The 19,081-nt window shown below is 64.6% G+C and carries 20 protein-coding genes; 13 read left to right on the top strand and 7 right to left on the bottom strand.

Annotation, left to right across the window (positions count from 1 at the left end):
* Window positions 1-36 precede the first annotated feature (36 nt).
* A complete protein-coding gene (locus PMM47T1_RS16750) occupies window positions 37-912 on the bottom strand; it encodes an alpha/beta fold hydrolase (RefSeq protein ID WP_008370971.1) in 876 nt (291 codons plus the stop codon).
* Window positions 913-1,243: 331 nt separating this feature from the next.
* Between PMM47T1_RS16750 and PMM47T1_RS16745 the strand changes: the two genes are divergently transcribed.
* The 4 genes from PMM47T1_RS16745 to PMM47T1_RS16730 all read left to right on the top strand — a co-directional run bounded on the left by PMM47T1_RS16745 (window position 1,244) and on the right by PMM47T1_RS16730 (window position 3,538).
* A complete protein-coding gene (locus PMM47T1_RS16745; RefSeq protein WP_008370970.1) occupies window positions 1,244-1,912 on the top strand; it encodes a TetR/AcrR family transcriptional regulator in 669 nt (222 codons plus the stop codon).
* 253 nt (window positions 1,913-2,165) lie between these two features.
* Window positions 2,166-2,441 (top strand): metal/formaldehyde-sensitive transcriptional repressor, encoded by a 276-nt coding sequence (locus PMM47T1_RS16740; protein ID WP_008370968.1) that lies wholly within the window; start codon window positions 2,166-2,168, stop codon window positions 2,439-2,441.
* Window positions 2,438-3,358 carry a CDF family Co(II)/Ni(II) efflux transporter DmeF gene (dmeF, locus tag PMM47T1_RS16735; protein WP_008370966.1) on the top strand — a complete coding sequence of 307 codons (921 nt, stop codon included), beginning with the start codon at window positions 2,438-2,440 and terminating at the stop codon, window positions 3,356-3,358. The genes PMM47T1_RS16740 and dmeF overlap by 4 nt, the downstream gene beginning before the upstream one ends.
* 3 nt (window positions 3,359-3,361) lie before the next feature.
* Window positions 3,362-3,538, top strand: coding sequence for a DUF1289 domain-containing protein (locus tag PMM47T1_RS16730; protein WP_008370964.1), 177 nt, complete (start codon window positions 3,362-3,364; stop codon window positions 3,536-3,538).
* A 46-nt stretch (window positions 3,539-3,584) separates the two neighbouring features.
* Here the strand turns inward: PMM47T1_RS16730 and PMM47T1_RS16725 are convergent, their stop codons facing one another.
* Window positions 3,585-4,952 carry an Nramp family divalent metal transporter gene (locus tag PMM47T1_RS16725; RefSeq protein ID WP_008370962.1) on the bottom strand — a complete coding sequence of 456 codons (1,368 nt, stop codon included), beginning with the start codon at window positions 4,950-4,952 and terminating at the stop codon, window positions 3,585-3,587.
* 219 nt (window positions 4,953-5,171) lie between these two features.
* Here PMM47T1_RS16725 and PMM47T1_RS16720 point away from each other — a divergent pair, with 219 nt between their 5' ends.
* Window positions 5,172-6,347 (top strand): MFS transporter, encoded by a 1,176-nt coding sequence (locus PMM47T1_RS16720; RefSeq protein ID WP_008370960.1) that lies wholly within the window; start codon window positions 5,172-5,174, stop codon window positions 6,345-6,347.
* Window positions 6,348-6,388: 41 nt separating this feature from the next.
* On the opposite strand, the gene PMM47T1_RS16715 is transcribed toward PMM47T1_RS16720, so the two are convergent.
* Window positions 6,389-6,922: a DUF4946 domain-containing protein gene (locus tag PMM47T1_RS16715; RefSeq protein ID WP_008370958.1), complete on the bottom strand. Its 534-nt coding sequence runs from the start codon at window positions 6,920-6,922 to the stop codon at window positions 6,389-6,391.
* A 154-nt stretch (window positions 6,923-7,076) separates the two neighbouring features.
* Here PMM47T1_RS16715 and copC point away from each other — a divergent pair, with 154 nt between their 5' ends.
* Both copC and copD read left to right on the top strand, forming a co-directional pair.
* On the top strand, window positions 7,077-7,442 hold the full coding sequence (gene copC, locus PMM47T1_RS16710) for a copper homeostasis periplasmic binding protein CopC (RefSeq protein WP_425225529.1): 366 nt from the start codon (window positions 7,077-7,079) through the stop codon (window positions 7,440-7,442).
* A 4-nt stretch (window positions 7,443-7,446) separates the two neighbouring features.
* Window positions 7,447-8,310, top strand: coding sequence for a copper homeostasis membrane protein CopD (gene copD, locus PMM47T1_RS16705; RefSeq protein ID WP_008370954.1), 864 nt, complete (start codon window positions 7,447-7,449; stop codon window positions 8,308-8,310).
* A gap of 41 nt (window positions 8,311-8,351) precedes the next feature.
* Here copD and PMM47T1_RS16700 read toward each other — a convergent pair whose 3' ends face one another.
* The gene (locus PMM47T1_RS16700; protein ID WP_008370952.1) at window positions 8,352-9,836 is read right to left on the bottom strand and encodes an NCS1 family nucleobase:cation symporter-1; all 1,485 of its coding nucleotides are present in this window, start codon (window positions 9,834-9,836) and stop codon (window positions 8,352-8,354) included.
* Between the two features lie 296 nt (window positions 9,837-10,132).
* On the opposite strand from PMM47T1_RS16700, the gene dkgB reads away from it, so the two are divergent.
* The 3 genes from dkgB (at window position 10,133) to PMM47T1_RS16685 (ending at window position 13,128) form a co-directional block, all read left to right on the top strand.
* Window positions 10,133-10,936: a 2,5-didehydrogluconate reductase DkgB gene (dkgB, locus tag PMM47T1_RS16695; protein ID WP_008370950.1), complete on the top strand. Its 804-nt coding sequence runs from the start codon at window positions 10,133-10,135 to the stop codon at window positions 10,934-10,936.
* A gap of 221 nt (window positions 10,937-11,157) precedes the next feature.
* Entirely contained in the window at window positions 11,158-12,597 is a 1,440-nt protein-coding gene (gene pdxR, locus PMM47T1_RS16690; protein ID WP_008370949.1) for a MocR-like pyridoxine biosynthesis transcription factor PdxR, read from the top strand.
* Between the two features lie 90 nt (window positions 12,598-12,687).
* Window positions 12,688-13,128, top strand: a complete 441-nt coding sequence (locus tag PMM47T1_RS16685; protein ID WP_008370947.1) for a carboxymuconolactone decarboxylase family protein — start codon at window positions 12,688-12,690, stop codon at window positions 13,126-13,128.
* Between the two features lie 7 nt (window positions 13,129-13,135).
* On the opposite strand, the gene PMM47T1_RS16680 is transcribed toward PMM47T1_RS16685, so the two are convergent.
* Window positions 13,136-14,158, bottom strand: a complete 1,023-nt coding sequence (locus PMM47T1_RS16680) for an AraC family transcriptional regulator (RefSeq protein ID WP_043301181.1) — start codon at window positions 14,156-14,158, stop codon at window positions 13,136-13,138.
* A gap of 107 nt (window positions 14,159-14,265) precedes the next feature.
* Between PMM47T1_RS16680 and PMM47T1_RS16675 the strand changes: the two genes are divergently transcribed.
* The 3 genes from PMM47T1_RS16675 to PMM47T1_RS16665 all read left to right on the top strand — a co-directional run bounded on the left by PMM47T1_RS16675 (window position 14,266) and on the right by PMM47T1_RS16665 (window position 18,034).
* Window positions 14,266-15,447 carry an acetyl-CoA C-acyltransferase family protein gene (locus PMM47T1_RS16675; RefSeq protein WP_008370943.1) on the top strand — a complete coding sequence of 394 codons (1,182 nt, stop codon included), beginning with the start codon at window positions 14,266-14,268 and terminating at the stop codon, window positions 15,445-15,447.
* A 14-nt stretch (window positions 15,448-15,461) separates the two neighbouring features.
* Window positions 15,462-16,313: a 3-hydroxybutyryl-CoA dehydrogenase gene (locus PMM47T1_RS16670; protein ID WP_008370942.1), complete on the top strand. Its 852-nt coding sequence runs from the start codon at window positions 15,462-15,464 to the stop codon at window positions 16,311-16,313.
* A gap of 164 nt (window positions 16,314-16,477) precedes the next feature.
* Entirely contained in the window at window positions 16,478-18,034 is a 1,557-nt protein-coding gene (locus tag PMM47T1_RS16665; protein ID WP_008370941.1) for a sensor domain-containing diguanylate cyclase, read from the top strand.
* Here PMM47T1_RS16665 and PMM47T1_RS16660 read toward each other — a convergent pair.
* Together PMM47T1_RS16660 and PMM47T1_RS16655 are read right to left on the bottom strand one after the other, a co-directional pair.
* Window positions 18,007-18,735 (bottom strand): metallophosphoesterase, encoded by a 729-nt coding sequence (locus PMM47T1_RS16660; RefSeq protein WP_008370940.1) that lies wholly within the window; start codon window positions 18,733-18,735, stop codon window positions 18,007-18,009. The two genes, PMM47T1_RS16665 and PMM47T1_RS16660, sit on opposite strands and share 28 nt — an antisense overlap.
* Window positions 18,736-18,818: 83 nt before the next feature.
* Entirely contained in the window at window positions 18,819-19,034 is a 216-nt protein-coding gene (locus tag PMM47T1_RS16655; protein WP_008370939.1) for a TOBE domain-containing protein, read from the bottom strand.
* Between the last annotated feature and the right edge of the window lie 47 nt (window positions 19,035-19,081).

Genomic DNA, 19,081 nt, shown 5'->3' with positions numbered 1-19,081 from the left:
GGCAGGCGGGTGAACAGGGTCGGCAACGCACGGCGGTCAGCGCAGGAAGCGCAGCGCCTCGTCCAGAAGCAGCTGTGGGGCTTCTTCGGCGATGTAGTGGCCAGCGGGCAAGGCTCTACCGCGCACGTCGGTGGCTACCTGGCGCCATTCTTCCAGGGGCTGGAAGCAGCGCCCTACGGTGCCCTCGGCGCCCCACAGCACCAGCAGTGGCAGGGTCAGGCCGTGGCCGCGTTCGAGGTCGGCGCGGTCATGCGTAAGGTCGATGGAGGCACTGGCGCGGTAGTCCTCGCAAATGCCCATGGCACTGCCCGGCCGTTGCAGGCAACGCAGGTACTCGGCGAAGGCCTGCTCGGTAAAGGGCGCGAGCCCCGCGCTGCGGCTGCCCATCACGCTGCGCAGGTAGCCTTCGGGGTTGGCTTCCAGCAAGGTCTCGGGCAGCGGCGCTGGGCGAATCAGGAAAAACCAGTGCCAGTATGCACGGGCGAAAGCCTCGTTGGTCTGGCTGTACATGGCCAGCGTCGGTGCGATGTCCAGCAACACCATGCGCTGCACCGCGTCCGGGTGGTCCAGTGCCAGGCGGTGCGCCACCCGTGCGCCACGGTCGTGGGCCAGCACGCTGAAGCGCTCGAACCCCAGTTCGGCCATCAGCGCCACGTTGTCCTGGGCCATCACGCGCTTGCTGTAGGGCGCGTGATCGTCGGTGGCGGCGGGCCGGTCGCTGTCGCCGTAGCCGCGCAGGTCGGCGGCCACCACGGTGAAATGCTCGGCCAGCTGTTCGGCCACCTTGTGCCAGATCACATGGGTTTGCGGGTGGCCGTGCAACAGCAGCAACCCGGGGCCGCTGCCGCCGATGCGGTAGGCAATGGTGACGCCGTTGACGTGACGCTGCGCTTTGCTGAATCCGGAGAACATCGGTGGGTTCCTTCTTGTTGTGAGGGCAAGGCCGGTAATGGTCCAGTACAGGATATGCCTTGGCGAGCAAGCATCAAGACGGGTTGCGCAATGCCATGGAACACGAAATGTAGACAATCAAAGGGCTATTTTCCCCGGGGTGAATCGACCTATGGCCTGGCAGCCGGGACGGCCCCGGGCCTGAGGCCGCCGCCTTTTTGCGACGCGGTGTCCAGTTGCGCAGCCGTTGCCTCGGATTGCACTACGCTTTCGCTATATAGTTTTGTATATTGCGCTTAGCAATTCCCGGCTGCGTTCCGGCCAGGGGATGAAGCACAACAAGGATTCGACGATGTACATCATGCCGTTCGACCCAAAGCTCGACGCTGCCCCTGCCCCGCAACTGCCGGTTCGCGAGCTGATTCTGCACGCCGCCTGCCAAGTGTTCGCCCACGAAGGCTACGCGGCCGCCACGGTCAGCGGCATTGCCGCCAAGGCCGGCCTGCCCAAGCCCAACGTGCTGTATTACTTCAAATCCAAGGACAAGCTCTACGCCCAGGTGCTGGAAAGCATCGCCGCCCCTTATATGGACGCCTGCCTGTGCTTGCGCGCCGGTGATGAACCGGTAGAAGCGCTGACGCGCACGGTGCTGGCCATGGTGCGGCTGTTCGAGCGCCAGCCGTTTGCCTCCAAGGTGTTCATGGTGGAACTCAAGGAAGGCGCCACACGCTTGCCGCCGGCCTACGCCGAGCGCTGGTCGACACGGGTGCGCGACAGCGTCGATTGCCTGCGCCATTGGGTTGACCGGGGCCTGCTGGCCAGCATGGACCCGGAGCACCTGTTGCTGTCGATCTGGGCCATTGCCCAGTCCTGCATCAGCCTGGGCTGGCAGGTACCCGCGCTGCGGGGCCGCGACCAGCTTGAAGCGGTGGATTACGCCGCCGCCACGCAGACCGCCACTCGCCTACTGCTGCAAGGGCTGCTGCCCGCCCCCGCCGATATTCGCCGCAAGCGCGCCTGATCGCGCTCTTCCCCCAAAAACTCCCCGATTGCAGCGTTTCATACCCATTTACGGGAGCGTTTACGTGCCTGCGCTTAATGACATTTGATAATCCTATATTATCAATGATCAGATTTTTCAAAATAAAGACCAAACTTCGACATAAAATAATATGTAATTACAGGGTATGTAATACAGTATGAAAACGGGCCATTGCATAGCTATAGGGGGTATACCTATACTGCTCAGCTTCACTCGGCAGACAGGCAAAATCATGGGCCACATAGCATCCAACAAAGACGACCTGCTCAAGCGCGTTAAACGTATTGCCGGGCAGATCCAGGCCATCGAGCGCGCTTTGGATGGCGATCATGACTGCGCCAAGACCCTGCACCTGGTGGCGGCCACCCGCGGCGCCATCAATGGCTTGATGGACGAGATCATCGAAGACCACGCCCGTGAGCACGTGGCCAACCCTGCGCTCACCGACGCCCAGCGCAACCAGGGCGTCGAAGAATTGCTCGAAGCCATCCGCCGGTACTCCAAATGAAAGCCACGACGAACCACCACAGCCATGTATTCCTGGGTTCGGCCCACGCCGAAAACGCCCGGCGCACCCTGTGGGTCACGGTGCTGACGATCGTGATGATGGTGGGCGAGATTGGCGCCGGCTATTTCACCCGCTCCATGGCGCTGTTGGCCGATGGCTTTCACATGGCCACCCACGCGGTGGCGCTGGGCATCACGGCAGCGGCGTACGCCTACGCCAAACGCCATGCCGAAAGCCGGCGTTTCAGCTTCGGCACCGGCAAGGTTGGCGACCTGGGCGGCTTCGCCTCAGCGCTGATTCTGGGGCTGGTGTCCCTGGGCGTAGCGGTAGAATCCGCCCAGCGCCTGCTGCACCCCAGTGATGTGCAATTTGGCACGGCCACCTGGATCGCCATCGTTGGCCTGTTGGTGAACATCGTCAGTGCCCTGCTGCTGGGGCATGGTCATGATCACGGCCACCATGAACATGAACACGAACAGGGCCACGACCACCATGGGCACGACAACAACCTCAAGTCTGCCTATGTGCATGTGATCGCCGACGCCTTTACCTCGGTGCTGGCCATTGCCGCGCTGCTGGCCGGTCGCTTCCTGGGGTGGGTATGGCTGGACCCGGTGATCGGCCTGGTCGGCGCCGTGGTGATTGCCCGCTGGGCCTGGACGTTGATGGGTGCCACCGCAGCGGTGCTGCTGGACCATACCGATGACCAGGTCGCCGAGGAAATCCGCCAGCTCATCGAGACGCCGGAGGACGCCATCATCACCGACCTGCACGTATGGCGCGTCGGCCCTGAGGCACGTGCGGCCATTGTCAGCGTCACAGGCCAGGCCACCACCTCGGTTGAAATCATCCGCGAACGGTTGGCATCAGTGCACGAAATCCATCACCTGACCGTCGAACTCCAGCAGGGCAGATAGAACATGGCCAAGGAAATTGAAAACCCCTGCACCGCACTGTGCCAGCTCAGCGGCGACCTGTGCGTGAGCTGCGGGCGCAGCAAGGACGACATACGCAAATGGAAGCGCATGAAGCGCCCGGAGAAAATGGCCGCCGTGCAGCGTGCCACGGCCCGGCTCAAGGGCCTGAAAAAACGGTAATCTCCTTCACCGCCGCGCGTGGCGGCGTCTCGGCAAGACCGTTGGTTTACTGCAGCGCGCCATGGCTTAGCGTGTCCCACAGCAGCTTCAGGTTCAGCGCCACGATCAGCCCTGCCACCACCCAGGCGGCCACTTTGGTCACCGGCCCGATGACCAACTCGCCCATGCGCTGGCGATTGGACACGAACATCACCAGCGGAATGACCGCAAACGGCAACTGCATGGACAGTACCACTTGGCTGAACACCAGCAACTGCGCCGTGCCCTGCTCGCCATAGAGACTGGTGACCACCACCACCGGCACTATGGCGATGCCCCGGGTAAGCAGGCGCCGCGCCCAGTCAGGGATGCGCAGTTGCAAAAAGCCTTCCATCACGATCTGCCCGGCCAACGTGGCCGTGACCGTGGAGTTGATGCCCGACGCCAGCAACGCCACGCCCAGCAGCGCCGAGGCGATGCCCACGCCCAGCAATGGTGAGAGCAAATGGTAGGCCTGCTCGATCTCGACCACATCGGTGTGGCCATGACTGTGAAACACCGCGGCCGCGGTGATCAGGATGGCGGCGTTGACGAACAGCGCCAGGGTCAGCGCGATGGTGCTGTCGGCCACCGCCCAGCGCAGCCCGCTGCGTCGGCCCTCGGGGGTGCGCGGGTAGGCGCGGGTCTGCACGATGGATGAATGCAGGTACAGGTTATGGGGCATCACCGTGGCGCCGATGATGCCGATGGCGATGTACAGCATGGCAGGGTTGGTCACGACGCTGGCCTGAGGGATGAAACCTGCGAACACCGCCTGCCACTGCGGCTGGGCGAGCACCAGCTGCGCGGCAAAGCAGGCGAAAATCAGCGTCAGCAAGGCGATGACGAAGGCTTCCAGGGCGCGGAAGCCGCGGTTCATCAGCAACAGAATGAGGAATACGTCCAGCGCGCACAGAATGGCCCCCCACAGCATGGGGATGCCGAACAGCAATTTCAGGGCAATGGCCGTGCCTATCACCTCTGCCAGGTCGCAGGCAATGATCGCGGCCTCGCAGGCCAGCCACAGGGCAATGCACACCGGCCGTGGGTACTGCTCGCGGCACGCCTGCGCCAAGTCCAGGCCCGTGGCGATGCCCAGGCGAGCGGCCAGCGCTTGCAACAGCACGGCCATCAGGTTGGACAGCAGGATCACCGACAGCAGCGTGTAGCCGAATTGCGAGCCGCCGGCGATGTCGGTGGCCCAGTTGCCGGGGTCCATGTAACCCACGGCCACCATGTAGCCGGGCCCGGCGAACGCCAGCAGGCGGCGCAGCCAATGGCCGTTCGCGGGCACGGCGATGCTGCCGTTCATGGCCCCCAGGCTGGGGCGGGCGGCAAGGGGCAGCGGCCGCCGATGGCGGGCGGTGTAGTCGGCCTGATGGTTATCAGTGTTCAAGGTCGCGCTTCGCTGTACTGAATCGGAAAAAGCCGGCGAAACAAAGCGCCTACCTGCTGAACGTAGCGGCTTTGCGAAAATTTACTCGCCCACTGAATTATTTCCGACCACAGGGCCGGGCCGAGCTCTTGAGCGTCTGATCAGCGGTATCACCACTGGGCGCCTGGGCCGCTGTGGGATACCCTTGCCGGCTTCCCCCACCCGGCACCCGGAGCCGCCGTGACCGACCTTGCGCAACGTCCCACATTGACCGCCTCCACCCTGCTGGGCATCGCCCAGATCATTGCCTGGGGTGGCTCGTTTTACCTGATTGCGGTGCTGGCCGCCCCGGTGGTAGCCGACACCGGCTGGAGCCAGGCATGGGTGTACGGCGCGCTGTCGTTGGCCATCCTGATTTCCGGGCTGCTGGCCCCGGCCGTGGGCCGCCTGGTGGCGCGTCTGGGCGGAAGGCGGGTGCTGGTGACCAGCGCGCCGATTTTGGCAGCCGGCCTGGCCCTGCTGGCCGTAGCGCCTAACCTTGGGTGCTTCCTGCTGGCCTGGATGGTGATCGGCATCGGCATGGCCGCCGGGCTGTACGACCCGCTGTTTGCGACGCTCGGTCAATATTTCGGCAGCAACGCACGCGGCGCCATTACCCAGGTCACCCTGGTGTCGGGCTTCTGCACCTCCATTACCTGGCCGCTGGTGGCCGCGCTGGTAGCGCACCTGGGATGGCGCGGCGCATGCCTGGCGTACAGCGCCATGCTGTTGCTGGTGGTGCTCCCCGTTTATTTGCATACGCTGGCGCCGCAGCCGCGAACCACAACCGCTACCGCCCAGGCGGCCGGTTCGGTAGGCGCTGAACCCGATCGCCGGGTATTTTTCCTGCTGACCGCCAGTTTCACCCTGGCTGCGGTGATTTTCACCGCTATTTCCGTGCAATTGATCAGTCTGCTGCAAGCACAGGGCTTCAGCCTGCCTGCGGCCCTGGGCGTGGCGGCGCTGATCGGCCCCAGCCAGGTGGGCGTGCGGGTGTTGCAGGTGATACTGGGGCGTAACGCCCACCCCCTCTGGAGCACCCTGGCGTCGGTGCTGCTGGTGGCGGTCGGCCTGGCGGGCTTATTGTTCGCCACCCAATGGGCGGTGGTGGCGATCGTGGTGTACGGGCTGGGCAGCGGCATCCGCTCGATTGTGCGCGGCACCCTGCCCCTGGCCCTGTTCGGCCCCCTCACCTATGCCGTAGTGCTGGGGCGCATCGCCCGGCCGGTGCTGATCGCCCAGGCCCTGACGCCGTTGCTGGGCGGGTACTTGCAGGCGCACTTCGGTGCCACGGCGACCTTGGCGGTGCTGGGGGTGTTGGCGCTGGTCAACGTGGCCACGGTGGTGGCGTTGCAGCACAGCGTCACTCGCGCGTAACCCCGTGGGAGCTGGCTTGCCAGCTCCCACGGGGTTACGGCTCAGGGCGTTTGCAGTTTCAAACCATCGCGAATCGCCTGCACTTGAGCCTGATTGTCGCTGTACCCCTGGGCCGACCCGGCATAAGACAGTGAATACGCCGCACCCGCCGTGCTCGCCGCCACCAGCGTCTGGGTCATCACGTGGCCGCCATTGAGGCTGATCTGGCAGGTGGTTTCCACCGCGGCGATATCGCCCAGCTTCGAATCGTGCACCTTGGTGCACACGCTCTGGTAGCCGCCGTGACTGAAGTTGATCTGCAAGGCCTTGCGCATTTCTAGCACCACGCCCCCCAGGTTGACCTGATGATCGGGGGCCAGCGCTGTGCGGGTCAGTTCCACCACCATCAGCGGGTCGCCATTGGCGTCGTTTTTCGCCGCGCGCTGGCGGTGTACGGCCGGGTCGGCGGCGTCGGGCAGGGTTTGCACATCCCAGCCGGCAGGCCAGGTGATGACCACTTCATCGGCCATTGCCACAGGGGCGGCCAACAGCAGGCCGACGACGATCAGGGTGCAGCCACGGTGCAGGAAGTTCATGGAAAGCGCGGGGTTCCGAAAGAAATAATGGCCGGTGACAAGTGGCGAGGTTGACCCAAGTTTGACGTTAAGTAAAACATTTCACCCGCCTGCTACCCTGAGATCGTGTTTAATTGCGCCACTTTTTCTGCCAGAGGTTCTTTCCATGACTGCCCTGCCCCTGAAAAAACTGCTCGGTACTGCGGCCCTCCTGCTGGGCTGCGCCGTGTCCCCGCTGGTGTTTGCCCACGCCCACCTCACCAGCGCTACGCCGGCGGCCGACGCCACTGTCAGCGCCCCGGCTGAACTGAGCCTGGTGTTCACCGAAGGCGTGGAACAAAGTTTTACCAAGGTTGAGTTGACCCGCGACGGCCAGGCCGTGCTGGTCAAAAGCATCGCCACCCAGGGTGCCGACAAGAAGACCCTGGTGGTGACCCCGGCCGCCCCGCTGACGGCTGGCGAGTACACCGTGAACTGGCATGCCGTGTCGGTCGACACGCACAAGAGCGAAGGCACCTACCACTTCAAGGTGGCCCAGTAACCTCATGAGTGCTTTGGTTGTTGTTCGTTTCATCCATTTTTGCGTAGTGCTGCTGGTGTTTGGCAGCCTGGTGTTCCGCCCACTGCTGCTGGGCGACGCCCGCCAGCAGGCGCGCATGCGCCTGTGGCTGGACCCGTTCCTGTGCCTGCTGGCCGGCCTTGGCCTGATTACCGCCATCGCCTGGTTGATGCTGACCGCCGCCGACATGAGCGGCAACTGGCAATCGGCGCTCAACGGCGACGTGGTGATGAAGGTGCTGACCCAGACCTTTTTCGGCAAGGCGTGGTTTGTGCATCTGTTCGCCAGCCTGGTTCTGCTGATGTGCCTGCGCATTCCCATGCGCCTGCCCACGCGGCTGATCCTGGGCATCAGCACCGTGCAACTGGCCACCCTGGCGCCGGTGGGGCATGCGGCCATGCTCAACGGCGTGCCGGGCCTGCTGTTGATGTTCAACCAGTTGATCCACTTGCTGTGCGTGGGCGGCTGGATGGGCGCGCTGTTGCTGCTGATGTTCATCCAGGCGCGTCCCGCCGGCCATGACCTGCGCGGCACGCTGTTGCGCTTCAGTCGCTATGGCCTGGTGCTGGTGGCGGGCATCATCGTCACCGGCCTGGTCAACGTACGGGTGCTGACCGGGTCGCTGTGGCCCACGCCCATGACTTCCGGTTTTGCCTTGGTGTTGGCCGTGAAGGCGTCGATGGTGGTGTGCATGCTGTCGCTGGCCATTTTCAACCGTGCGGCGCTGGCCAATGAGCGCATTGCGTTGAACACCTTGCGCCAGACCGTGCTGGTCGAGTGGTTATGCGGCGTGGCGGCGATTGCCGCCGTGTCGCTGCTGGGCACCTTGAGCCCGGTGCCGCTGACGTAATCACCACCCTGTGGGAGCTGGCAAGCCAGCTCCCACCCACCTCACACCGCGCGCATAGACCGGGCAGCCGGCTGGCTGAGGCTGCACAAGCCGTAATACAACACCCCGCCCAACGCCGAACCGGTAAACCAGCCATATTCATAGAACCAGCTGAATGCCGGGCTGCCCAGCGACATCAAGGTCAGTACCACCGGTACCCCGAACGCCACAAAACCGCGCCAGTGCCAGGCCGGGTACACGTCGTCGCGGTACAGCCCAGCCAGGTCCAGGGTCTGTTTGCGGATCAGGAAGTAGTCCACCACCATGATCCCGGCAATCGGCCCCAGCAGGCTTGAATAGCCCAGCAGCCAGTTGGAATACACGGTGTCCAGGCTGACGTTGGAGACGATCAGGCCAAGCTTTTTCAACAACTCATGGCCCATCAACAGCAAGCCCAGCACACCGGTCAGCAGCACCGCGCGGGTGCGCCCGATCAGCTTGGGCGCCAGGTTCTGGAAATCGTTGGTGGGCGAGACGATGTTGGCCGCCGTGTTGGTGGACAGCGTGGCGACAATGATCAGCGCCATGGCCACGGCCACCCACACCGGGCTCTGGATGTGGCCGATCAGGCTGACCGGGTCGGACACCATCTCGCCCACCAGCGACACCGAGGCCGCTGTCATCACCACGCCCAGCGAGGCAAACAGGAACATGGTCAGCGGCAGCCCCACCACCTGACCGACAATTTGCGCCCGCTGGCTTTTGGCATAGCGGCTGAAGTCGGGAATGTTCAGCGACAGGGTGGCCCAGAAGCCGACCATGGCCGTCAGCCCGGCGCAGAAGTAGCCGGTGACGCTGGCGCCCTCGGGGCGTTTGGGCGGTTGTGCCAGCAGCTCAGTCAAGGAGATATGCGGCAGCGCCCACACGAGCAGCCCGGCGCCTACCAGCACCAGCAACGGCGCCGACAGCGTTTCCAGCCATTTGATGGACTCGGCGCCGCGGATCACCACCCACAGGTTCAGCGCCCAGAACACCATGAAACCAATCACCTCGCCGGTGCCGCCCAGCGCTTTCCAGCCCTCGAACACCGAGCCCAGGAACAAGTGAATGGCCAGGCCGCCGAACAGTGTCTGAATGCCGAACCAGCCGCACGCCACCACGGCGCGGATCAGGCATGGCACGTTGGAGCCGATGACCCCGAACGAGGAGCGCAGCAGCACCGGAAACGGAATGCCGTACTTCGTGCCGGCGAAGGCATTCAGCGTCAAGGGAATCAGCACGATGACATTGGCCAGCAGGATCGCCAGCAGCGCCTCGCCCACGCTCAGGCCGAAATAGGCGGTCAGCACCCCGCCCAGGGTGTACGTGGGCACGCAGATCGCCATGCCCACCCACAACGCGGTGATGTGCCACTGGTTCCAGGTGCGCTCGTGCACCTGGGTGGGGGCGATGTCGGGGTTATAGCGCGGGCTGTCGAGTACGTCGGTGCCTGCGTGCAGCTCGTAGAGCCCGTCGCGCTCGACAACGGTGGACTGGGTGGGGTGCATGGCCGCTTCCTTGGAGTGTTGTTTGCCAAGGGGCCATCAATAACTGTGCCCACACCGCCGTGATTCGCCAAGTGGCTGATGGGCATCAGGTTATTCCCGGTCATAGATCCCACGGCAAATACTGTCCGTACGGTCAGGTCTCGCAATGGTGCACAGCGGCGTGGTCGTGCACAGCAACGCAGCTTTATTCGTGCTTGCCAGGCAAATATCAAATGCATCAAGTGCGCTGTTTCCGCCCACGGGCAGCGTCGATACTGGCCGCCTCGTTTATCCATTACACACAGGAGCGCCTTTGCATGAGTATTCCCGCCTTCGGCCTTGGCACGTTTCGCCTCAAGGACCAGGTTGTCATCGATGCCGTGCGCACTGCGTTGGAGCTGGGCTACCGCGTCATCGACACGGCGCAGATCTATGGCAACGAAGCGGAGATCGGCCAGGCCATCGCCGAGAGTGGCGTGCCACGCAGTGAACTGTTCATCACCACCAAGATCTGGGTGGACCATTTTGCCGCCGACAAGCTGATCCCCAGCCTGCGCGACAGCCTGGTCAAACTGCGTACCGACCACGTCGACCTGACGCTGATTCACTGGCCTTCGCCCAAGGGCGCGGTGGCCGTCAGCGAATTCATGGGCGCCCTGGCTGAAGCCAAGGCCCTGGGCCTGACGCGGCAGATCGGCGTATCGAACTTCACCCGCGACCTGATGCAGCAGGCCATCGACGTGGTGGGCGCTGGCGAGATCGCCACCAACCAGGTCGAACTGCACCCTTACTTGCAGAACCGTGCAGTGGCCGCGTTCGCCAGCACTCATGGCATTCAAGTCACCTCGTACATGACCCTGGCCTATGGCAAAGTCATCAACGACCCGGTGATTGCCCGCATCGCCGAGCGCCACCAAGCCACCACGGCGCAGGTAACCCTGGCGTGGGCCATGCAGTTGGGCTATGCGGTGATTCCGTCCTCCACTCGCCGGGCCAACCTGGCCAGCAACCTCAAAGCCACGAGCTTGCGCCTGAGCGACGCCGACATGGCCGACATCGCCGCCCTGGACCGCGGCGAGCGCCTCACCAGCCCGGCCAGCATCGCTCCCGTTTGGGATTGATGGTGCCCCCGCGCGCTCCCCTAGAGCGGCCGCCAGGCTGCGATGGCGGTGTCAGGGTGATCGCGGGCCCGCTGTGCGGGCCTTCGCAGCCTTGCGGCAGCTCCGGGCTGGCGGCAGCGACGGGCTGGTGGCAGTTCCGGCTGGTGGCAGGTGCTACGGGCGTGTGGGGAAGGTGGCATGCTAATCTGCCAGGCTCATCCGCCGCAGGCTTGCGCTGATTCATGGAACTGCACATCACCTTCCAGGGCCGCAAGGACTTGGGCGAACAGCTGTATCGCCAGCTGTTCGATGCCATCGAAAACGGCCGCCTGGCCATGGGTACGCAACTGCCTCCCACCCGGCTGCTGGCCATGCAGTTGGGGGTGTCGCGCAAGACTGTGGCCGATGCCTATTCGCGCCTGACCTACGACAACCTGCTCAGCGGCCAGGTGGGCCGCGGCACGTTCGTCAACGCCCGCCCTGTCTGCACCCCCCCCATACAACCGGCTTCGCCGCTGGCCAGCGCCGCCGTGGTTGCCCTGTGGCGCGACATGCCCATGCCCCTGAGCCACGCCAGCGCCCAGGGCCGTGCCCGCTATGAGTTCATTGGCGGCGCATCATTGAAAAGCCAATTCCCCTTCGATGCCTGGCGCCGTTGTACCCTGTACGCCCTGCGCCAGTTCACCCGCGCGCGCGGGCTGCATGGCGACCCTCAGGGCTTGCCTGAACTGCGCGAAGCCGTGGCTCGTCACATCGGCTTTGCCCGTGGCGTGCGGGCCAGCGGCGACTCGGTGCTGATCACCAACGGTGCACAGCAGGCCCTGGACCTGGTGGCCCGGGTACTGATTGAACCTGGCTGCACGGTGGTCATGGAAGACCCGGGCTACCCCCCTGCCCGCTTGCTGTTCAGCGCCCAGCGCGCCAATGTCGTCGACGTACCCGTGGATGACCAAGGCCTGCGCGTGGACGTGATCCCCGACGGCACGCGGCTGATCTATGTCACCCCGTCCCACCAGTTCCCGCTGGGCATGCCCATGAGCCTGGCTCGCCGCCAGGCCCTGCTGGCCCGCGCCGCAGAGCTGGGCGCGATCATCCTGGAAGACGACTACGACAGCGAGTTTCGCTACCAGGGCCCGCCCACCGATTCGCTGCAAAGCCTCGACCCCTATGGCCTGGTGGTTTACATCGGCAGCTTTTCCAAAACCCTGCTGCCCGAGTTGCGCCTGGGTTACGCGGTGCTGCCGGCGGCCCTGGTACAGGCCGTCAGGGTGGCCAAGCAATTGAGCGACTGGCACACGCCCACGCTCAGCCAATGGGCCCTGGCCAAGTTCATCAGCGAAGGGGAACTGCTCAAGCACGTGCGCCGCTGTTTCGACGTGTACAGCACCCGCCGGCAGCGCATTCTGCAACGCCTGGAAGGCGACCTGGCGCCGTGGTTGAAGGCGGTGCCCGCCACCGCCGGCTATCACCTGACCGCCCTGTGCCAGCGCGACATCGACGTGGCCTTGCTGGTGACCGTAGCGCGCCAGGCTGACATCGGGCTGTACCCGATCACGCCGTTCTTTGCCCACCAACCGGCGCAACAGGGCCTGCTGCTGGGCTTCGGTGCCATCGACTTGCTGGACATTGACGTGGCCCTGGACCGGGTACGCGACATTCTCCTGCAATTGGCCCCCTGCTAAACCGCTGTATTGGCTATCAGCGGCCAGCACCTCCGGCGTTAAGGTATTCCCACACCTTACTACACCCCTGACTACACCGGAGCTACCGCAATGAGCAATCGTATCGAATGGGCCAAACAAGCACCCGACGCCTACAAAGCCCTGGTGGGCCTGGAAATGGCCCTGGGCAAATCGGGGCTGGAAAGCTCGCTGCTGGAGCTGGTACGCCTGCGCGCCTCGCAACTCAACGGCTGCGCTTATTGTGTGAACATGCACGCCAACGACGCACGCAAGGCCGGTGAAACCGAAGCGCGCCTGCAAACCCTGACTGTGTGGCAGGAAACCACGTTCTTCACACCCCGCGAACGCGCCGCACTGGCCTGGGTGGAAAGCCTGACCCTGCTGTCCATTCACCACGCGCCCCAAGACCAGTACCAGGCGCTGCTGGAGCACTTCAGCGACGTGGAAGTGGTGAACCTGACCCTGGCCATTGCCACCATCAACGCCTGGAACCGCTTTGGCGTCGGCTTTGCCATGGTGCCCCAGGCCTGAGACCTGCCTACAGGTGCCGGGCGCGGTAGGCGCCCGGGCTTTCGCCGGTCCACTTGCGAAACGCGCGGTGGAAGGCGCTGGGTTCCTGGAAGCCGATCTGCCCGGCGATATCAGCGATGCTCAAGGCCGTGTCGCGCAGGCGTTCACAGGCCACACCGCGACGCACTTCATCCTTGAGCTGCTGGTAGGAACTGCCTTCACGTTCCAGCTGTCGGCGAAACCGTGTGGGCGACAGCCCGCATTCCCCGGCCATGGCCACCAGCGTCGGCCACTGCCCGTATTGGCTGTCACGCAGGCAGCGATGCACCCGGGCCACCAGGCCGTTGGGGTTGCGGTAGCGGATCATCAGCCACTGGGGCGCGGTGCGCAGGAATTGCTTGAGCGCGGCCAGGTCCTGCACCACGGGCATGGACAACACCGGCGCGGCGAACTCGATTTCGGTGCGTTCGGCGGCAACGTTCAGGTTCGGCCCCCACAGCAGCGCATCGTCTTCCAGGGCCGGGCGCTGGTGATGAAAGTCCACTCGGTCCAGACTGATGCGCCGCCCGCCCAGCCAGCACAACAGGCTCACCATCAGCACCGCGAAGGTTTCCTCGGCGTAACCTCGACGTTCGGTATCACCGCTGTAGTCCAGGCTAATCACCGCCCGTGCGCCGCGCACGGTCAGTTGCGCGCGGATATCGCGCAGGAACAGGGCGAAATTGCCCAGGCACTGGCGCATGGCCTTGCCCAGGGTGGGCTCCTGGATCAGCCCGCGGCAAATCAGGGCGAAGCTGCCAGGCGGCATGCCATGGCTGTCCAGGTGAAAAAACTCGTCTTGCAGGGTGCGGATCTGAATCAGCCACAACGCCGCAAAGGCACTGGCCGGCACCCGCGCATGGCAGTCGCCCGGCAGCCAGGCGTCAATGCCTGCCTCGGCCAGGACTTGGGCACGACGCTCGGGCTGATCGCGCAGGGCATGCAGCATGGAATCGAGAAAATAAGCAGCGACTGAATCGGTTTCGCGAAGCAACGCAAGCACACTCCCCATGGCCAAAGTGGCAAAAAATCACAGCCCTGGTGGGCAGTTTCGGCATAGGCCAGCACTGCCTGGGCGCCTAGACTTGCACACATTACACGCCCAGGCAGGAGTCTCCCATGCACACCCCGGAAATTTTCGTCGTCAGCGCCGTGCGCTCGGCCATCGGCAGTTTTGGTGGTTCCCTCAAGGATGTCCCCCCCACCCAGTTGGCCACCGACCTGGCCGTGGCGGCGTTGCAGCGCTCGCAGCTGGCGCCCGAGCACATCGGCCACGTGGTGTTTGGCACGGTGATCCCCACCGAGGCGCGCGACGCCTACGTGTCGCGCGTGGCGGCGGTGAACGCCGGCATTTCGCAGCAAACCCCGGCTTTCAACGTCAACCGCCTGTGCGGTTCGGGCCTTCAGGCCATTGTTTCGGCGGCCCAGAGCCTGTTGTTGGGCGACGCCGGTGCGGTGCTGGCCGGTGGCGTGGAATCCATGAGCCGTGGCCCGTATTTCCTCCAGCAAACCCGCTGGGGCGCGCGCATGGGCGACATACAGGCCCTGGACTACATGCTGGGCGTGCTGCATGACCCGTTCGCCGGCATTCACATGGGCATCACCGCCGAGAACATTGCCGAGAAGTTCGGCATTACCCGGCAGATGCAGGACGAACTGGCCTTGGTCAGCCAGCAGCGTGCCGCCCGCGCTATCGCCGAGGGCCGCTTTGCCTCGCAGATCGTGCCCATCGAGATCGCCACGCGCAAAGGCACCGTCAGCTTTGCCGAAGACGAGAACGTGCGCGCGGTGGACGCCGAACAATTGGCGAAGATGAAGCCGGCGTTCAAGAAGGACGGCAGTGTTACTGCCGGCAACGCTTCCAGCCTCAACGATGGCGCCGCCGCGCTGGTGCTGGCCACCGCCGAGACCGTGCGTGCGCACAACCTCACGCCACTGGCACGCCTGGTGGGCTACGGCCATGCCGGCGTGGATCCGGCCCTGATGGGCCTGGGGCCCATCCCCGCCACCCGCCAGGTGCTGACCAAGGCCGGCCTGCGCGTGCAGGACCTGGACGTAATCGAGTCCAACGAAGCCTTTGCCGCCCAGGCCTGCGCCGTGGCCCAACAGCTGGATTTCGACCCGGCCAAGGTCAACCCCAACGGCTCCGGTATTTCCCTGGGCCACCCGGTAGGCGCCACCGGCGCGATCATTGCCACCAAGGCCATCCACGAACTGCACCGCATCCAGGGCCGCTACGGCCTGGCCACCATGTGCATCGGCGGCGGCCAAGGCATTGCCGTGCTGTTCGAACGCGTCTAAACAAGGATAACCACATGACACTGCAACGTATCGCCGTCATCGGCGCCGGCACCATGGGCAACGGCATTGCCCAGGTGTGCGCGCTGTCCGGCTACACCGTGACCCTGGTGGACATCAGCGACGCTGCCCTTGAGCGCGGCCTGGCCACCCTGGGCAAGAACCTGCAACGCCAGGTGAGCAAGGAAACCCTGACCCAGGCCCAGGCCGACCAGGCCTTGACCCGCATCGCCACCAGCACCGATTACGCGCGCCTGGCCGACGCCCAACTGGTGATCGAGGCCGCCACCGAAAACCTTGGCCTGAAGGTGAAGATCCTCAAGCAGATTGCCGAGCAGGTCAGCGACCAGTGCGTGATTGCCACCAATACCTCGTCGCTGTCTGTCACGCAATTGGCCGCCAGCGTGAACAACCCGGCGCGTTTCATTGGCCTGCACTTCTTCAACCCAGTGCCGATGATGGCCTTGGTGGAAGTGATCCGTGGCCTGCAAACCAGCGACGCCACCCACGCCCTGGCCCTGCAACTGAGCGGCGCCCTGGGCAAGACCGCCATCAGCGCCGGCAACCGCCCAGGTTTCGTGGTCAACCGCATTCTGGTGCCGATGATCAACGAAGCCATCCTGGTGTTGCAGGAGGGCCTGGCCAGCGCCGAAGACATCGACACCGGCATGCGCCTTGGCTGCAACCAGCCCATCGGCCCGCTGGCCCTGGCCGACCTGATCGGCCTGGACACCCTACTGGCAATCATGGACGCCTTCCTGGAAGGCTTTGGCGACAGCAAATACCGCGCCGCGCCCCTGCTGCGCGAAATGGTTGCCGCCGGTTACCTGGGCCGCAAGGCAGGTCGCGGGTTTCACCTGTACACCTGACCTGCCCCCCAGGACTGGCGCCAGGCTGCGAAAAGGTCCGCAGGACCTTCGGCGATGTCATGCCGACCGCGGGCACGCCGCGCGCACCTTCGCAGCCTGGCGGCAGCTCCGGCATTAATAACGGCTACACTGGGGGAACCGCCCATTCTTCCACATGGCCGCCGATGCTGGACAACCTGCAGCAGCGAATCATCCTCAAGGCTCGCCCCTCGGCCCAGCGCCTGGCCATCGGCTTCATGGCGCTGGTGCTGTTGTCGTTGCTGGGCCTGGACACCTGGCAAAGCTGGACCGCGCGCACCCAGGCCTTGCACGTGGCGCGCACCGACACCGCGAACCTGGCCCGCTCCCTGGCCCAGCAGGCGCAAAGCACCGTGCAGGAGGCTGACGTGGTGCTGGCCGACCTCTCAGAACGGGTACAGGCCGATGGCACCAGCCCTGCCCAACTGAAGCGTCTGCGCCGTCTGATGCAGGCCCGCACCCACGACCTGCCGCAGCTGCATGGCCTGTTCATCTACGACAAGGACGGCCGCTGGCTGGTGACCTCCAACGACGTAGACCCGGCGGGCGCCAACAACGCCGACCGCGAATACTTTCAATACCACCGCTTCAACCGCGGCGATGCCGTGCACATCGGCCCGGTGATCCGCAGCCGCACCAACAATCAGTTAGTCATACCGGTATCCCGGCGCATCGACGGGCCCGACGGCGCGTTCGCCGGCGTGGCGCTGGCCACTCTGGACCTGGAGTTCTTCAACCGCTTCTACCAGTCCTTCGACCTGGACCGCCAGGGCGTGATTGTGTTGGCCCTGGCCAACGGCACCGTGCTTGCGCGGCGGCCTTTCGAGGAACACATCATTGGCACCAGCCTGGCCCGCGGCCAAGTGTTCAGTGACATGCTGCCCAACCAGCCCAGCGGCAGCAGCATGATGCCCTCGATCATCGATGGCGTGGCGCGGCTGTTCAGCTACCAGGCATTGGACAAATACCCGCTGGTGGTGGAAGCAGCCCAGTCCCGTGATGCCATCTACGCCACCTGGCATGCCAACCTGTTGCGTTCGGCGGCGTTCATCCTGGTGGTAGGCGCGGCACTATCGGTGTTCGGCGTGCTGTTGATCCGCCAGATCCGCCATGGCCAGCGCACCGAGGCCAAGCTGCGCAATGCCCACGCGGCGCTGGAGATCCTGGCCATGCAGGACGCGCTGACCGGCCTGGCGAACCGTCGCCAGCTGGACGCCGCCCTGCCCCACGAGATCGGCCGCGCCCGACGCAGTGGCAAACCGCTGGGACTGATCATGCTCGATGTCGATCACTTCAAGCGCTTCAACGACCTGTATGGCCACCCCGCCGGCGACCAGTGCCTGACGGCCGTTGGCCGCACCGTGCTGGACTGCGTGGGCCGCAGCAGTGATCTGGTGGTGCGCTATGGTGGCGAGGAGTTGCTGGTGGTGCTGCCTGAAAGCGATTGGCCGGGCACCTGGCAGGTGGCGGAGCGAATCCTCGACGCCGTGCGCGGGCTGCTGATTGCCCATGCCGGCAATGACGGCGGCGTGGTGACGGTCAGCGCCGGCCTGCACGTGTGGACCCCGGGTAACGGCGACCCGCATCCCCAGGACCTTATCCAGGCCGCCGACCAGGCCCTCTATACTGCCAAGAGCCTGGGCCGCAACCGCTTGCACCCGACTCAGCCACGGCGTCAGGTGCGCGTGGAGGCGCCGGTGTAAGCGTCAGCCTGCGGTGCACTCAGGGCTTGCAGGTCGCCCAGCTCCATCAATGTGAAATACCCCTCGCTCCAGCCGGCTGTGTCAATGTGCCAGACGTTACCCAACCGCCGTGGCCGGCGCAGCGGCGTGTGGCCGACAATCACTGCGCGCACGTCACGGATGCCGCTGCCGTCGCCGCGCTTGATACGCGAGCGTGACCACTGGCAGCCTTCATCGGTGTAGGTGTCGTCGGGCCAGCGGTGTTGAACGAAGTCACGCAACTGGCGCCAGGTGGGAAAAGGACAGTCAGCGTGCACCAACCCGATCAGGCCGCGGCTGGTTTCCACTTCCAGGGCCACCGGCAGCTGAGTGAAACGGCTGGCATACAACTGTTGTTTTTCCGGGCTGGCATCCAGGAACCAGGCGCCGCCGCTGGCACGGTACATGCGCTCGTCGACGCTGATGTTGGCTTGATGCTGAATGGCCAGGGCCTCGTGGTTGCCCTGCACGGCAAAGAACCAGGGGCGATCCAGCCACTCCAGGCACTCTTCGCTTTGCGGGCCGCGGTCCACCAGGTCACCGACGCTGAACAGCCGGTCGGCGGCCGGGTCGAAGCCAATGTGGTCAAGGCTGGCCTGCAGCCGGCCAAAATGCCCATGAATATCGCCCACGGCAAAATCGCGCCCCTTCAGGTTGCGCGTGTAGTGAGCGAATTTGTTCATTGGCCTGCCTCCTTGTGCCGAGCTGCACCACGATCTTCTGCCCGTGGCGCCGCGCGGTCAATGGATAAGCTGCAAGGCCTGCTTCAGAGCTTGGCGATGGACACTTCGGTGGATTTCACGAAAGCGATCACTTCGCTGCCCACTTTGAGCTCCAGTTCGTGGATAGAGCGCGTGGTGATCACCGAGGTGACGATGCCCGAGGCGGTCTGCACGTCGATTTCCGAGACCACCGGGCCTTCGATGATTTCCTTGATCACGCCCTTGAACTGGTTGCGTACGTTGATGGCTTTAATGGTCATGGCACGATTCCCTTGTGGTGGAAAGCTGCGGCCCAGTGCCGCGATGG

The organism is Pseudomonas sp. M47T1 (assembly GCF_000263855.1).
In the GTDB taxonomy this organism is placed as follows: Bacteria; Pseudomonadota; Gammaproteobacteria; order Pseudomonadales; family Pseudomonadaceae; genus Aquipseudomonas.
Note: the sequence above shows the minus strand (reverse complement) of the source record. Positions and strands in the feature narration are given on the sequence as shown.

What these genes read in the sequence shown, in the direction of transcription:
- PMM47T1_RS16675 (WP_008370943.1), top strand. Translation starts at nt 14,266, where the DNA reads ATGCACACCCCGGAAATTTTCGTCGTCAGCGCCGTGCGCTCGGCCATC.
- PMM47T1_RS16740 (WP_008370968.1), top strand. Translation starts at nt 2,166, where the DNA reads ATGGGCCACATAGCATCCAACAAAGACGACCTGCTCAAGCGCGTTAAA.
- PMM47T1_RS16700 (WP_008370952.1), bottom strand. Translation starts at nt 9,836, where the DNA reads ATGCACCCCACCCAGTCCACCGTTGTCGAGCGCGACGGGCTCTACGAG.
- PMM47T1_RS16685 (WP_008370947.1), top strand. Translation starts at nt 12,688, where the DNA reads ATGAGCAATCGTATCGAATGGGCCAAACAAGCACCCGACGCCTACAAA.
- PMM47T1_RS16745 (WP_008370970.1), top strand. Translation starts at nt 1,244, where the DNA reads ATGTACATCATGCCGTTCGACCCAAAGCTCGACGCTGCCCCTGCCCCG.
- PMM47T1_RS16665 (WP_008370941.1), top strand. Translation starts at nt 16,478, where the DNA reads ATGCTGGACAACCTGCAGCAGCGAATCATCCTCAAGGCTCGCCCCTCG.
- PMM47T1_RS16750 (WP_008370971.1), bottom strand. Translation starts at nt 912, where the DNA reads ATGTTCTCCGGATTCAGCAAAGCGCAGCGTCACGTCAACGGCGTCACC.
- dkgB (WP_008370950.1), top strand. Translation starts at nt 10,133, where the DNA reads ATGAGTATTCCCGCCTTCGGCCTTGGCACGTTTCGCCTCAAGGACCAG.
- PMM47T1_RS16655 (WP_008370939.1), bottom strand. Translation starts at nt 19,034, where the DNA reads ATGACCATTAAAGCCATCAACGTACGCAACCAGTTCAAGGGCGTGATC.
- pdxR (WP_008370949.1), top strand. Translation starts at nt 11,158, where the DNA reads ATGGAACTGCACATCACCTTCCAGGGCCGCAAGGACTTGGGCGAACAG.
- PMM47T1_RS16730 (WP_008370964.1), top strand. Translation starts at nt 3,362, where the DNA reads ATGGCCAAGGAAATTGAAAACCCCTGCACCGCACTGTGCCAGCTCAGC.
- PMM47T1_RS16680 (WP_043301181.1), bottom strand. Translation starts at nt 14,158, where the DNA reads ATGGGGAGTGTGCTTGCGTTGCTTCGCGAAACCGATTCAGTCGCTGCT.
- PMM47T1_RS16715 (WP_008370958.1), bottom strand. Translation starts at nt 6,922, where the DNA reads ATGAACTTCCTGCACCGTGGCTGCACCCTGATCGTCGTCGGCCTGCTG.
- PMM47T1_RS16660 (WP_008370940.1), bottom strand. Translation starts at nt 18,735, where the DNA reads ATGAACAAATTCGCTCACTACACGCGCAACCTGAAGGGGCGCGATTTT.
- dmeF (WP_008370966.1), top strand. Translation starts at nt 2,438, where the DNA reads ATGAAAGCCACGACGAACCACCACAGCCATGTATTCCTGGGTTCGGCC.
- PMM47T1_RS16670 (WP_008370942.1), top strand. Translation starts at nt 15,462, where the DNA reads ATGACACTGCAACGTATCGCCGTCATCGGCGCCGGCACCATGGGCAAC.
- copD (WP_008370954.1), top strand. Translation starts at nt 7,447, where the DNA reads ATGAGTGCTTTGGTTGTTGTTCGTTTCATCCATTTTTGCGTAGTGCTG.